Below are 14,450 nucleotides of genomic sequence, written 5' to 3'. Positions count from 1 at the left end.
CGAAGGAAACGCTTTGGATAGCCTGCTAACTCTTCCTGCGACAACGGGGTCCGAGTTTCGGATTCTGCAAGTGACGGACACACACTTGTTCGCAGGAAAACATGAATCGCTGCTGGGAGTGAATACCTGGTCGAGTTATGACGCGGTGCTGGATGCGATCATCGCGCAGCAGTGCGATTATGATCTCATTGTGGCCACCGGCGATCTCTCTCAGGATCACTCGGTCGAAGCCTATCAGCATTTTGTTGAGGGCATTTCGCGCTTGCCTAAACCCTGCGTCTGGCTGCCGGGTAATCATGATTTTCAGCCCGCGATGGTAGATACGCTGGCCAAGGCCGGGATTAACACCCATAAACATGTACTGATGGGGGAACACTGGCAGGTGGTACTGCTGGACAGCCAGGTCTTCGGCGTGCCGCATGGCATGTTAAGTGACTATCAACTTGACTGGCTCCATAACGCGCTCGCGCGCTTTCCCCTGCGTCATACGCTGGTGCTGCTGCACCATCATCCTCTCGCTTCAGGCTGCACCTGGCTTGATCAGCACAGCCTGCGCAATCCGCATCAGCTTGATGCCGTGCTACAGCACTATCCGCTGGCAAAGACGTTGGTATGCGGCCATATCCATCAGGAAATGGATGTGGACTGGCACGGCCGACGCGTTCTGGCAACGCCTTCCACCTGCGTGCAGTTCAAACCGCACTGCACCAGCTTCACTATTGATACCGTTGCGCCGGGCTGGCGCTGGTTTACGCTGCACGATGACGGTCAGCTAGAGACGGAAGTTAACCGGCTCACCACTCAGGCGTTTTGTCCCGATCTTGACGCTGAAGGATATTGACGGATGAAGGCACTGCTTTACCTGCACGGCTTTAACAGTTCACCGCTTTCAGCAAAAGCCACGTTGTTTAAACAGTGGCTGAGCCACAACCATCCTGATATTGAGATGATTGTGCCGCAGCTTCCCACGTTTCCGGCCGATGCCGCCGCGATGCTGGAAGATATTGTGCTGAGCAACAGCGGGCGCGATATGGGGCTGGTAGGCTCCTCCCTGGGCGGTTATTACGCGACCTGGCTGTCACAGTGCTTTATGTTGCCTGCGGTGGTCGTCAATCCCGCCGTGCGGCCATTTGAGTTGCTGGTGGATTTTTTAGGGGAAAATCAGAATCCCTACACCGGCCAGCAATATGTGTTAGAGTCTCGCCACATTTACGATCTGAAAGTGATGCAGATTGAACCGCTGGAAGCACCTGATTTATTGTGGTTGCTGCAACAAACCGGCGATGAAGTGCTCGATTACCGCCAGGCGCTCGACTACTACAGCGCGTGCCGTCATACGGTGGAAGAGGGCGGAAATCATGCATTTACTGGATTCGAGCGCCATTTCCCGCAAATTCTGGACTTTCTGGGCCTGAATCACTCTTGAGTAACGCGGAAATCGCAACCATTTTCTTCTTCTAATCAGACAGTTACCATGAGTCAATCAAGCTATAATGCGGGTGACATTGAGGTCCTGACTGGCCTTGAGCCGGTTCGCCGTCGCCCGGGAATGTATACCGATACGACGCGGCCTAACCACTTAGGTCAGGAAGTGATTGATAACAGTGTCGATGAGGCACTGGCGGGCCATGCCAGGCGCGTAGAAGTGATTTTACATGCCGATCAGTCGCTGGAAGTCATCGACGATGGACGTGGCATGCCGGTGGATATCCACCCGGAAGAAGGCGTCCCGGCCGTGGAGCTTATTCTGTGCCGGCTGCATGCAGGCGGCAAATTCTCGAATAAAAACTACCAGTTTTCCGGTGGCCTGCATGGCGTCGGCATTTCGGTGGTTAACGCCCTGTCCAAACGTGTTGAAGTCAACGTGCGCCGTAATGGCGAGATCTACTTTATCGCCTTCGAAAATGGCGACAAAGTGCAGGATCTTACCGTAACCGGCACCGTTGCCAAGCGTAACACCGGCACCAGCGTCCATTTCTGGCCGGATGAGCACTTCTTTGACAGCCCGCGTTTCTCGGTGTCCCGCTTATCCCATCTGCTTAAAGCCAAAGCCGTGCTGTGTCCGGGCGTGGAAATTGTCTTTAAAGACAAGCTAAACAATACCGAACAGCGCTGGTGCTATGACGATGGCCTGACCGATTACCTGTGTGAAGCCGTTAATGGCCTGCCGACGTTGCCGGAAAAACCCTTTGTCGGCACCTTTGCCGGTGATATTGAAGCGGTTGACTGGGCGTTACTGTGGCTGCCGGAAGGCGGTGAGCTGCTGACGGAAAGCTATGTAAACCTGATTCCCACCATGCAGGGCGGTACCCATGTGAATGGGCTGCGTCAGGGCTTGCTGGATGCCATGCGTGAATTTTGCGAGTACCGCAATATTCTGCCGCGCGGCGTTAAACTGTCTGCGGAAGATATTTGGGATCGCTGCGCCTATGTGCTGTCAGTGAAAATGCAGGACCCACAGTTTGCAGGGCAGACAAAAGAGCGTTTGTCCTCGCGCCAGTGCGCGGCCTTTGTGTCTGCCGTAGTAAAAGATGCTTTCAGCCTGTGGCTGAACCAGAACGTGCAGGCAGCGGAACAGCTGGCGGAGCTGGCGATTTCCAGCGCCCAGCGCCGTATGCGTGCGGCCAAGAAAGTGGTGCGTAAAAAACTGACCAGCGGCCCGGCCCTGCCAGGAAAACTGGCGGACTGTACCGCGCAGGATCTGAATAAAACCGAGCTGTTCCTGGTGGAAGGGGATTCGGCAGGCGGATCGGCGAAGCAGGCGCGCGATCGTGAGTATCAGGCGATCATGCCACTTAAAGGTAAGATCCTGAATACCTGGGAAGTCTCATCTGATGAAGTGCTGGCCTCGCAGGAGGTGCATGATATTTCGGTGGCGATCGGTATCGATCCCGACAGTGAAGACCTGTCTCAGCTGCGCTACGGTAAAGTCTGTATTCTTGCGGATGCCGACTCGGATGGACTGCACATTGCTACATTGCTCTGCGCTCTGTTTGTGAAGCACTTCCGCACGCTGGTAAAAAATGGCCACGTCTATGTGGCGATGCCGCCACTTTATCGTATCGATCTGGGCAAAGAAGTGTATTACGCGCTGGATGAAGACGAGAAAGAGGGCGTGCTGGAGCAACTGAAGCGCAAGAAGGGCAAGCCAAACGTGCAGCGTTTTAAAGGGCTGGGTGAAATGAACCCGCTGCAGCTGCGCGAAACCACGCTCGATCCCAATACGCGACGTCTGGTACAGCTCACCATCAGTGACGATGATATTGACCAGACCTTGCGGGTCATGGATATGCTGCTGGCGAAAAAGCGTTCCGAAGACCGCCGCAACTGGTTACAGGAAAAAGGCGATAAAGCGGACATTGAAGTGTAGTTCGCCGCCAGATGCAAAAAGCCCCGGCCATCGCCGGGGCTTTTTCATGTAAGCGCCGCAAAAAATTATTTACCCGGCTCAAGCACCAGAATTTTCACGTCAGTCACATAGTCTTTAATCGCAGTACGATGGGCTTCCATATGCGGCATCTGCTGATGTTGATCAAGATGGCGTAGCGTTTCCCACTGCTCCAGCATAAAAACCGAATCGGGTGAATTGTGCTTCCACGGCACCTGCGCCTGATGATCGACCAGAGGGCTGTACTGGTGACAGCCTTCTTCTTCCAGCACGGTAGGAATCACCTGGTGAAACGCATCCAGCACTTTCTGACGACAGCCTGGTTTTACACAAATTTCAGCAACGACGGTTAACATTCACTTTTCCTCTTTCTGGATGAAACGCTATTTAAGCAAAAATCTCGCTGAGGTGCGTGCGATAACGTGCAATATCGCGTGGGACATCAGGCTGTTTCATCACGTCGTTACAGATAAAGGTCGGCAATGCTTCCATACCCAGGAACTGATTCGCCTTGTGGAAATGCAGATAGAGTCCGTCTACACCAACGCCTTCAAAGAACTGCTCGGGGTCGGTAAAAGCCTCGAGGGGCGCGTTCCAGGTGAGGGACAGCATATATTTTTTGCCCTGAATCAGTCCGCCTGAACCGTATTTTTTGGCGTCGTCAGCACGTGTGCGTCCATCGCTGGCGTAAAGCTTACCGTGGCCTTCGGTGAAAACCTCATCAATATAACGTTTCACGGTCCAGGGCTCGCCCATCCACCAGCCCGGCATTTGGTAAATGACCACGTCACTGTCGACATATTTTTGCACTTCTTCGGCCACGACATAATCGCTGTCGGCAACGGTAATCGTCACTTCATGGCCCAGATCACGCAGTTGGCTGGCGGCCACATCGGTCAGTGTATGATTCAGCTCGCCTTTAGAATGGGCGAAGGTTTTACCGCCATCGATAATTAAAATTTTACTCATTCAGCTTCTCTCCCCTATACGTCAATGGGGATAGCTTAGGGGGAGACGTGCCGGAGAAAAATGCGAGAATGATCACAACACTTTTGCGAATAGCGCAATAACCAGCGGGGTTATGTCACCATAACGGCGCAAACCCATCTTCGAAAAAATATAATGATGAAAAAAACACTCGTAATCACGTTACTGCTGGCGGCGACCGGCGCTCAGGCTGAGTCTCGTCTGGACACCATCCTCAGCAGTAAAACCCTCAAAGTCTGCACCACCGGGGACTACAAGCCTTACAGCTTTCTGAAACCTGATGGCAGCTATGAGGGGCTGGATATCAGTATGGCCCAGTCGCTGGCGGCATCACTTGGGGCGAAGGTGCAGTGGGTTCCCACGACCTGGAAAACCCTGACGCAGGACTTTCTGGCTAAGCAGTGCGATATCGCACTGGGTGGTGTATCGGTCACGCTGAAGCGCCAGCAGACCGCCTGGTTTGCGCAGCCGTTAGGCGTGGACGGTAAAATTCCGCTGGTGCGTTGTGCGGATAAAACGAAGTACCAGACGGTCGACCAGATGAACCAGTCCAGCGTGCGTCTGGTTGAGCCAGCAGGGGGCACGAACGAGGCGTTTGTTCACAGCCACTTACCTCAGGCCTCGTTAACGCTGTTTCACGATAACGTGACCATCTTCCAGCAGCTGGTGGACAACAAAGCCGATGTGATGATCACCGATGCCTCCGAGGCGCTGTACCAGCAAAAACGCTTTCCGACGTTATGTGCGCTCAACCCGGATAAACCGCTCCAGTATGGCGAAAAGGCCTATATGATTCCGCGTGATGATATGAGCTGGAAGCAGTATGTCGATCAGTGGCTGCATCTGAGCACTGCGACCGGGGAATATGCGCAGATCGCCCAGCAGTGGATGGGTGTGATGAAGTAAGGAGAAAGCAGGGGGTTCCCCTGATGTGTTAACGCCGGGCTTCAAAACTGCAGATAGCCGTCCGAAACGGCGCACATGCGTCACTGTGCCCACCGCCACGGGAGCGGAACAGACAATTCGCAGCGCTGAGCAGAGCGAGGAAGCCAGAATTTGCCCGCAGGACGCGGGCAAAAAGCGGAGCCGGTACAGGAAGTACCGTCTCCGCTGGTTCGTCAGGCTGACGAACGCCGCGAAGGCACCGCGTTAGCGGCGCGAGGACGTCAGATCCGATACCGTGGCGGTGGGAACCGCACGGAACACCAACCACACATTTTTACCCTTCAGTACTCAATACAGCGACGCTTTTCCCAGTCCGCCAAACAAATTCATTTTGTAGCGGATCACCGCTTTAGCGGCTTCAATCGCTTCGGGATAGATAACGTTAGGGTCCCACCAGGTTTCACGGGTTAAGACTTCGCGGACTTTCTGGAAGTAGGCATATTTCATATCGCTGGAGATATTGATTTTACCCACGCCCAGCGTAACCGCTTCAGCCACTTCCGCATCCGGATTTGCCGAACCGCCGTGCAGCACCAGCGGAATGGACACGCGTTGCGAGATATCCCGCAGGATATGCATTTGCAGTTCCGGTTTCATATCTTTGGGATAAATACCGTGCGCCGTGCCTATTGCCACCGCTAAGGTATCCACGCCGGTGCGCTGCACAAAATCTTCCGCCTGCGCCGGCTCGGTATAAATCACCTTACTGACGCCACCTTCTACCGACGTACCGGTATCGCCAATGGTGCCCAGTTCGCCTTCCACGGAAACGCCCACCGCATGGGCCAGTTTCACCACTTCTTTGGTCAGCGCCACGTTTTCTTCATAGGGCAGCAGCGAGCCATCAATCATGACCGATGTAAAGCCACACTGAATGGCCCGCAACACATGGGCAACCGAAGCGCCATGATCCAGATGCAGGGTAAAAGGCACGCGGCTTTTCAGGGTGCGCTCCCGCACATAGCCAAAAAACGCATCCGTCACGAACTCCAGTTCGCTGGGATGAATAGAGATAATGGCCGGGGTGTCGGTGGCTTCGGCTTCTTCCACCACCGCGCGGATAAAACAGCTGTCAGCCACGTTAAATGCGCCTATAGCAAAGCGGTGTTGACGGGTGGGGCTTAACATCTCTTTCATTGAAATCAACATGTTAAATCTTCCTCAGCTTGTTTTACGACAAAGGGATGCCCTGCGCTGACGTTCAGCGACGCGCACCGGGTTACAGCAGAAAAAAATCAGATCTGATTCGCGGAGCCGGAGTCGCTCAGATAGTCATGTACGACTTCGCGACAGGCGGACGCCATCAGCGCCATCAGCTCAGGCAGTTCAGCAGAAGGATGCTGTTTAAGCGCCTGTTGGATCGCCTGCTTGCCGGCATCAAAAACGGCTGCACCGACATTAATCTTGGCGACGCCGTGCTGACTGACGCGACGAATCGCCTCCGCAGGCGTTCCGCTGCCGCCGTGAAGCGCAAGGGGGACCGGCGAGACGGCATGCAGTTCAGCCAGACGCTGAAAGTCGATTTGCGGTTTGACGCCAGCGGGATAGAGCCCGTGCGCGGTACCAACCGACACCGCTAACAGATCGATGCCCGTTTGTTCCAGAAAGGGCAGCACATCCGCCACCTGTGTCATTTTTACCGCGGCGTCCGCCAGCGCATAAGTTGGGGCATCGGCGATATGCCCCAGTTCGCCTTCCACACAAACGCCAGCGGTGTGGGCCATCTCGACCACCTTTGCCGTCTGGCGAATATTTTCTGCCAATGGCTCGGAAGAGGCATCGATCATCAGTCCGGTAAACCCCGCGCGAAAGGCCTGCCCAATCAGCGCAAAGTCTGTCCCATGGTCGAGCGCCAGGGCGACCGGCACACTGGCATCCGCCGCCAGCGCCTGAACCAGCGGCACGGCAACAGTGGGCGGAAAATGACGACTGTGTCCCTGATAAACATTCAGGATCAGGGGTGCACGTTGCTCCTCCGCCGCCTGCACGGCCGCACGGGCGCTTTCCAGGTTAAAACAGTTGATGGCCAGTACCGCGTATTGGTGACGGGCGGCCTGCGCTATCAGGTCATTCATTGCCGCGTACATACGCACTCCTTATTCCAGTGTGAATTTAATGTCGTCATCGCGAACGCTGTGGTCTTCCACGTCGTCAAACTCTTCGTCGGCTTCGGTGACCGGCTTTTTCAGCAGCGATAACATCACGCCACAGATCGTGCTGCCGATACCGAGCGCCAGACAGAACAGCCAGGGTTTGGTAAAGAGGGGAACCACGAACATACCGCCATGAGGCACAGGCGCTTCGACGCCCCAGACCATAATTAGCCCACCGGCGACGGCGGACGCCACCACACAGCTGCCGACGACACGAAACAGATCGCGGGCAGCTATCGGGATCACACCTTCGGTGATCATGCAGATCCCCATCGGAAAGGCCGCCTTCAGCGCTTCTTTTTCCGCGCGGGTGTACTTATGGCGGGTTAACAACCAGGAAAGGGTGATACCAAAGGGGGGGATCATCGATCCGACAAATTTGACCGCTTCCGGTCCATAAATGCCGTCGACCAGCATGCCATCCGCAAACAGCGACATGGTTTTATTCACCGGGCCGCCGAAGTCGAAGGTCGCCATCGCCCCAAGAATCGCCCCCATGACGAATTTAGAACCGCCTTGCATGGATTCCAGCAGCGCAATCAACGCCTTCTGTAGCCAGACGATGGGTTGGCCGATAAAGGTCATCATCAGAAGTCCGGCGATAATGGTGCTCAGCACGGGCAACACCATGATGGGCATCAGCCCCTGCATCGACTGTGGCAGCCGGATAGTGCGCCGCAGCAGAATCACCGTATAACCCACCAGGAAGCCACCCAGGATGCCGCCGATAAAGCCGGTGCCGATCTGACCGCAGATAAAGCCCACGATTAAACCGGGTGCAAAGCCAGGCCTGTCGGCAATCGAATAGGCGATGGCGGCGCTGATCAACGGCACGATCAATCCCATGCCCCAGCCGCCCATCTGGTTCAGCATCCAGGCTATCGTGCCGGGATGTTTGCCAACGTCCGGTCCGCCGATCACCTGGCCCAGGGCGATACAGATCCCGGCGGCGACAATCAGCGGGATCATCCAGGAGATCCCGGTCAACAGGTGGCCTTTGATCTCCTGCCCATACTGTCTTTTGTTATCGTTCATTGTGGATCTCCTCAGGCGCGCGCCAGTGAATCCGCCACTTTTTCCAGGAACTTGATCGGCGACTTGATCACCACTTCGGTTTTCACCCTGACGATCGGTTTGCCGCGAAAGCGTTCTTCACCGTTGATCTTCACATCTACCGCCAGAATGACCACATCGGCGGCGGCGATGGTGTCGGCATCCAGGGCATTTTCGGTACCAATGGTGCCCTGCGTTTCCACGTGGATGGTGTGACCAAGGGCATGTGCGCCCTTGATCAGTTTTTCGCGCGCAATGTAGGTATGCGCGATGCCCGCCGTACAGGCGGCAACACAGACGATGTTCATGGTCTACCTCGGACGTGTAGGATTAACAGAGGTCGGTTTCGGCGTACTGACTGAACAGCCGAATGATTTTGCTGGGGTCATTTTCCACCAGCAACTGCGCTATCACCTCATCATCGGCCAGCGCACTGGCCACCTGGGACAGCAGGCGAATATGGGGGGTATTTTGATCTTCAAGACGCACGGCAAACAGGATAATGCAGCGCACCTTACTGCCATCCAGCGTTTCCCACGGAATATCCTGTTGGCTACGCCCAATGGCTAATGTGGTTTGTTTAACGGCTGACGATTTACCGTGCGGAATGGCAATATGGTTTTCAAACCCTGTCGATCCTTCCGCTTCACGTAGCCAGACGTCCTTGATAAAAGCCGCTTTATCGCTGATGGCGTCGTCACTGAACAGCAAATCGGTCAGTTCAACAATCGCCTCCTCTTTACTGCTGGCTTGCAGGTTGAGATTGACGCGGCGCGGCGTAAGAATGCGAGAAATATCCATCTGTCAGACCTCATTCAGTTAATGTTCAGCCAGGACGCTGTTAACGGCCTGCGGCAGTTGGCTGCCAATCATGGCGTCAGTCACACGACGAATGTCGTCGTCATTGAAAAACGCGGTCACGTACACGGTTGGAAACGTCGCGATATCGAGATGAATGGTAGAAATCACCAGGTCCACCGGCTCTTGCTGGCAAAAATCGCCCAGGTTACTGGCAGAAATGACGCCCGCAATAATCCAGTCCGGGAACGCGCGCAGAATACGACTCTTAAGGAGATGCGAAGTGCCCACGCCGCTGGAACACACCAGCAGAATACGTTTGTGGGCGATTTGCCGTTCCAGCGCAGCCTGAAAATGAACACACAAATAACCCACTTCATCATCAGCGATGGACGCATAATGAAAACGTGTCGCGGTAATCTGCATGGCCCGCTGCGTCAGCGTAAAAATTTCACTCAGCTCGGTTTTAATATCATCCAGTAACGGATTGCGAATACGAATATGATATTTAAGCCGGTTAAGTAATGGCTTAATATGAAAAAGTAAACCTTCAAATAATAAAGGGTCGGTGGTGAGATCCTGTTGAATGAGATCTGAGAAACAGTGAATTAATTCAAGCGTTATATTGCGCGATTCTTTATTCGAAAAGTGATATTGCGGCAGCATATCGCTACCACGTTCCTCGACAACAATGCCGGAAGAAATAATGTACTGATAAATAAATCCGATCTCATCAGCCGGTACTGACTGTCCTAAACGTTGTTCAATCTGTACCACCATTTGGCGAGCAATCTTCAGGATACGGTTGTCCATTTCCTGGGCGCTCAGCGCCAGCGGCAGGGATAAGGCCTTACCCTGCGACATGCGGTGGATCATGATCAGGATGTGGGTCGACAGATTGATGTAGTAAGCATCGCTCAGGGGATAGCCAAGCTGCTGCTCCATGTGCTGCAGTAAGGTCTGCACAAAGGCCACATCTTCTTCGCCAAAATAGTGAATCAGCGCCTGGTAACTGCCCGGGTCCAGCCGCGGCAACGGCGTATTACTGCCAACGTTATGCTGCATAACATCGTTAATCAGCGATACCATTGCCTGGCGCAATGCCTGTTCGCTGCCTTCCACATGGGTGCCGCTCTGACTGCGCACAACCTGGAGTTCCAGCGGCTGCAGCCACTCTTCAATCACCTTTAAATCGTTGACGATAGAGGCATGGCTGATGAAATAACGTTCAGATAATTTACTGATTGAGGTTTCTCGCGGGGCATCCCTCAGCAGCTGCGACAGAATTTTCACCCGGCGTGCATTGTTGCTTAGCCCCTCAGACCAGTTTTCTTCACTGGCGAGGTGCTGCTGTAAAAGCAGGCGTTGCTCTCTGTCGTCGGTTTGCAGCATCACACTGCGTCCGGGCAGCTTGATCAACGGCACCTGCCAGTCACTCAGCCAGATTTCCAGGCGCTGTAAATCGCGATAAATACTTTTTTCAGACACGCTCAACTGCTGGGCTAATTGCGTTAAAGCCAGCGGCGTGCCGGCCTGTAGCAGTAATTTCAGTAAGCGATGTTGTCGTGAAGTCAGATTCTGCATTCAGTCACCTGTCTATTATTTCGTTAGCGGTGCTTAAGTGGCAATTCGTTTAATCCAACCTGGCATAAAAATAAAATAACCTGATGTCGATGAAAGGGAATGTAGGGCGACAAAGGCGAATCAACAATACTAAATGTTGTCCCGGAAGCAGGACAGGATTAATACGCGCTACGCTCACCAGTAATTAATTGCGAGCGCGGTCACAAACTATTAGAAATAAGACGCTGAGCATTTTGTCCAGAGCGTCGTTTTTGGCATGCAATAAACAGGGAAAAAACCCTGAGCTGACTGCGTCAGGACTGTGACTAACACCCGCGAATAAGGTACTATCCTCGCCAAACAACCGCCGGGTGATCCGCCGTTGCGGGTCACGATGTGAGGATGAGGACTTAATGAGCGAATTGACGCAGGATGGTGCAGAGCGTCTTGCCCTGCATACGTTTACTGAGAATGCGTACTTAAATTACTCCATGTACGTCATCATGGACCGCGCGCTGCCTTACATTGGCGACGGTTTAAAGCCCGTGCAGCGCCGCATTGTCTATGCGATGTCAGAGCTGGGACTGAACGCCACAGCCAAATTTAAAAAATCCGCCCGTACCGTGGGTGACGTGCTGGGTAAATACCATCCTCATGGCGACAGCGCCTGTTATGAAGCCATGGTGCTGATGGCGCAGCCGTTTTCCTACCGCTATCCGCTGGTCGATGGTCAGGGGAACTGGGGGGCACCGGACGATCCCAAATCCTTTGCCGCCATGCGTTACACCGAATCACGCCTGTCTAAATATGCCGAAGTGCTGCTGGGCGAGCTGGGTCAGGGCACGGCTGACTGGGTGCCAAACTTTGATGGCACCATGCAGGAGCCGAAGATGCTGCCGGCGCGGCTGCCGAATATTCTGCTGAACGGCACCACCGGCATCGCCGTGGGCATGGCAACCGATATTCCGCCGCACAATTTGCGTGAAGTCGCCCAGGCCGCTATTGCCCTGATTGACGATCCCAAAACCAGCCTGGATGCGCTGCTGGAGATCGTGCAGGGACCGGATTTCCCGACCGAAGCCGAGATCATTACGCCGCGTGAAGAGATCCGGAAAATCTACCAAAACGGACGCGGCTCGGTTCGCCAGCGTGCGGTGTGGAAGAAAGAAGAGGGTGAGGTGGTGATCACTGCGCTGCCGCATCAGGTGTCGGGCGCCCGCGTGCTGGAGCAGATCGCCAACCAGATGCGCAACAAAAAGCTGCCGATGGTAGAGGATCTGCGTGACGAATCCGATCACGAAAACCCCACCCGGCTGGTGATCGTACCGCGATCCAATCGCGTCGATCTGGATCAGGTCATGAACCACCTGTTCGCCACCACTGACCTGGAAAAAAGCTACCGTATTAACCTCAACATGATCGGGCTGGATAACCGTCCGGCGGTGAAAAACCTGCTGGAGATCCTGTCGGAATGGTTGGTGTTCCGCCGCGACACCGTGCGTCGCCGTCTGAACTACCGGTTAGATCGCGTGCTGCGTCGCCTGCATATTCTTGACGGTTTGCTGGTGGCCTTCCTCAATATCGACGAAGTGATTCACATCATCCGTACTGAGGATGAGCCGAAACCGGTACTGATGTCGCGCTTTGAGATCAGTGAAACCCAGGCCGAAGCGATCCTTGAGCTCAAGCTGCGCCATTTAGCGAAGCTGGAAGAGATGAAGATTCGCGGCGAGCAGAGCGAACTGGAAAAAGAGCGCGATCAGCTGCAGTCGATTCTGGCGTCCGAACGCAAAATGAATACGCTGCTGAAAAAAGAACTGCAGGCCGACAGCAACAGTTTTGGCGACGATCGCCGTTCACCATTGCGTGAGCGCGAAGAAGCCAAAGCACTCAGCGAAACTGAGCTGGTTCCCTCCGAGCCTGTCACCATTGTCCTGTCGCAGATGGGCTGGGTGCGCAGTGCCAAAGGGCATGATATCGATCCGGCAGGGCTGAGCTACAAAGCCGGCGACAGCTATCTGGCGGCGGCGCGCGGTAAGAGTAATCAACCCGTCGCCTTTATCGATTCAACCGGACGCAGCTATACGCTCGATCCCACCTCGCTGCCGTCGGCACGGGGTCAGGGCGAGCCGCTAACCGGTAAGCTGACGCCACCGCCGGGTGCTGTCGTTGAACAGGTGCTGATGGAGCCAGAAGAGCAGCGTTTGCTCATGGCTTCTGATGCCGGATATGGTTTTATCTGTACCTTCAACGATCTGATTTCGCGCAACCGTGCGGGCAAAGCGCTGCTGACCCTGCCTGAGAATGCGCGCGTGATGACGCCAATGGCCGTGCATCACGAAGACGACATGTTGCTGGCCATTACGCAGGCCGGCAGGATGTTAATGTTCCCGGTAGGCGAGCTGCCGCAAATGTCGAAGGGCAAAGGCAACAAGATTATCTCCATTCCGTCGGCGGATGCCGCAGCGGGAGTCGATAAACTGGCCTGGCTGATGATACTGCCACCGGGCAGTGCGATTACGCTGCACGTTGGCAAACGCAAGCTGCTGTTACGCAGTGAAGAGTTGCAGAAGTTCCGTGCCGATCGCGGCCGTCGTGGCACACTGCTGCCGCGTGGCCTGCAGAAAATTGATCGGGTCGAACTGGATGCACCGGCACGTCCTGACAGCGCGGACAGCGACGCGTAATTCACCCGGCTGGCTGATGGCCAGCCGTGTCACATTGAGGAAACTATGTTACTGATATTACGTACTATTATCGTCGTGATTTATTCAACCCTGTTAAGTATTTTCGGGTGCATCTGGTGTCTGTTCTCGCCACGTAACCCGCGCCACGTCGCGACCTTTGGTCACCTGTTTGGCAAATTATCGACCCTGTTTGGCCTTAAAGTAGAGCTTCGCCGCCCCGAAGGCGCGGAAAACTATGGCAACGCGATTTACATCGCTAACCATCAGAACAACTACGATATGGTGACGGCAGCCAAGATTGTGCAGCCCACGACGGTCACCGTGGGTAAAAAAAGCCTGTTATGGATACCCTTTTTTGGGCAGCTTTACTGGCTGGCCGGTAACCTGCTGATCGATCGTGACAACCGCGCCAAAGCACACGGTACGATTGGTGAGCTGGTGGATCAGTTTAATAAAAAGCGCATTTCATTCTGGATGTTTCCAGAGGGCACGCGCAGCCGCGGTCGCGGGTTATTACCGTTCAAAACCGGGGCATTTCATGCCGCCGTTGCGGCGGGCGTGCCGGTCATTCCGATTGTGGTCTCGAATACTCACGGCAAAATTAACCTCAACCGCCTGAAAAACGGACTGGTGATTGTGGAGATGTTGCCGCCGGTGGACGTCAAACAATTTGAGGCCACTTCAGTCCGTAAACTGGCGACGCACTGTCGTGAATTAATGGCGGCAAAGCTGGAAGAGCTGAACGCCGAAGTCGAAGAACGTGAAAAAAACGGTAAAATCTAACCGATAAGTCCTTTGTCGGACTATTCTGCATGGATGCCCCACGGCGGGTTTCGCTCGCCGTGTACGCAGCACAGCAATAAAAACAGAGTTGGC

The 14,450-nt window shown here is 54.5% G+C and carries 14 protein-coding genes; 6 read left to right on the top strand and 8 right to left on the bottom strand.

Annotated elements, in window-relative coordinates; translation table 11 throughout:
- The first annotated feature begins 13 nt into the window (after positions 1-13).
- The 3 genes from cpdA to parE are packed head-to-tail and all read left to right on the top strand — an operon-like array spanning position 14 to position 3,370.
- Complete coding sequence (cpdA, locus tag CMR03_RS14740) at positions 14-841, top strand: 3',5'-cyclic-AMP phosphodiesterase (protein ID WP_063880961.1); 828 nt, start codon at positions 14-16, stop codon at positions 839-841.
- Between the two features lie 3 nt (positions 842-844).
- A complete protein-coding gene (gene yqiA, locus CMR03_RS14735; protein ID WP_063880960.1) occupies positions 845-1,426 on the top strand; it encodes an esterase YqiA in 582 nt (193 codons plus the stop codon).
- A 48-nt stretch (positions 1,427-1,474) separates the two neighbouring features.
- Positions 1,475-3,370 carry a DNA topoisomerase IV subunit B gene (gene parE, locus CMR03_RS14730; protein ID WP_063880959.1) on the top strand — a complete coding sequence of 632 codons (1,896 nt, stop codon included), beginning with the start codon at positions 1,475-1,477 and terminating at the stop codon, positions 3,368-3,370.
- A 65-nt stretch (positions 3,371-3,435) separates the two neighbouring features.
- Here parE and CMR03_RS14725 read toward each other — a convergent pair whose 3' ends face one another.
- Both CMR03_RS14725 and CMR03_RS14720 read right to left on the bottom strand, forming a co-directional pair.
- On the bottom strand, positions 3,436-3,744 hold the full coding sequence (locus tag CMR03_RS14725; RefSeq protein WP_063880958.1) for a putative quinol monooxygenase: 309 nt from the start codon (positions 3,742-3,744) through the stop codon (positions 3,436-3,438).
- 31 nt (positions 3,745-3,775) lie between these two features.
- Positions 3,776-4,357, bottom strand: a complete 582-nt coding sequence (locus CMR03_RS14720) for an NAD(P)H-dependent oxidoreductase (protein WP_063880957.1) — start codon at positions 4,355-4,357, stop codon at positions 3,776-3,778.
- 153 nt (positions 4,358-4,510) lie between these two features.
- Between CMR03_RS14720 and CMR03_RS14715 the strand changes: the two genes are divergently transcribed.
- Positions 4,511-5,281, top strand: a complete 771-nt coding sequence (locus tag CMR03_RS14715; RefSeq protein WP_371873598.1) for a transporter substrate-binding domain-containing protein — start codon at positions 4,511-4,513, stop codon at positions 5,279-5,281.
- A gap of 327 nt (positions 5,282-5,608) precedes the next feature.
- On the opposite strand, the gene CMR03_RS14710 is transcribed toward CMR03_RS14715, so the two are convergent.
- From CMR03_RS14710 to CMR03_RS14685, 6 genes are all read right to left on the bottom strand, one after another.
- Positions 5,609-6,469: a ketose-bisphosphate aldolase gene (locus tag CMR03_RS14710; protein WP_063880956.1), complete on the bottom strand. Its 861-nt coding sequence runs from the start codon at positions 6,467-6,469 to the stop codon at positions 5,609-5,611.
- 86 nt (positions 6,470-6,555) lie between these two features.
- Entirely contained in the window at positions 6,556-7,407 is an 852-nt protein-coding gene (locus CMR03_RS14705) for a class II fructose-bisphosphate aldolase (RefSeq protein ID WP_096011876.1), read from the bottom strand.
- 9 nt (positions 7,408-7,416) lie between these two features.
- A complete protein-coding gene (locus CMR03_RS14700) occupies positions 7,417-8,508 on the bottom strand; it encodes a PTS fructose transporter subunit IIC (RefSeq protein ID WP_063880954.1) in 1,092 nt (363 codons plus the stop codon).
- Positions 8,509-8,519: 11 nt separating this feature from the next.
- Positions 8,520-8,834 carry a PTS fructose transporter subunit IIB gene (locus tag CMR03_RS14695; RefSeq protein WP_096011875.1) on the bottom strand — a complete coding sequence of 105 codons (315 nt, stop codon included), beginning with the start codon at positions 8,832-8,834 and terminating at the stop codon, positions 8,520-8,522.
- A gap of 22 nt (positions 8,835-8,856) precedes the next feature.
- Positions 8,857-9,327, bottom strand: a complete 471-nt coding sequence (locus tag CMR03_RS14690; RefSeq protein WP_096011874.1) for a PTS sugar transporter subunit IIA — start codon at positions 9,325-9,327, stop codon at positions 8,857-8,859.
- Between the two features lie 18 nt (positions 9,328-9,345).
- Entirely contained in the window at positions 9,346-10,908 is a 1,563-nt protein-coding gene (locus CMR03_RS14685; protein WP_096011873.1) for a BglG family transcription antiterminator, read from the bottom strand.
- A gap of 392 nt (positions 10,909-11,300) precedes the next feature.
- On the opposite strand from CMR03_RS14685, the gene parC reads away from it, so the two are divergent.
- Entirely contained in the window at positions 11,301-13,574 is a 2,274-nt protein-coding gene (gene parC / locus CMR03_RS14680; protein WP_096011872.1) for a DNA topoisomerase IV subunit A, read from the top strand.
- A 45-nt stretch (positions 13,575-13,619) separates the two neighbouring features.
- Positions 13,620-14,357 carry a 1-acylglycerol-3-phosphate O-acyltransferase gene (locus tag CMR03_RS14675; protein ID WP_063880949.1) on the top strand — a complete coding sequence of 246 codons (738 nt, stop codon included), beginning with the start codon at positions 13,620-13,622 and terminating at the stop codon, positions 14,355-14,357.
- The last annotated feature ends 93 nt before the right edge of the window (positions 14,358-14,450 follow it).

The organism is Pantoea allii, assembly GCF_002307475.1.
GTDB lineage: Bacteria > Pseudomonadota > Gammaproteobacteria > Enterobacterales > Enterobacteriaceae > Pantoea > Pantoea allii.
The sequence above is the reverse complement of the archived record's forward strand: the minus strand, read 5'-3'. Positions and strand labels throughout refer to the sequence as shown.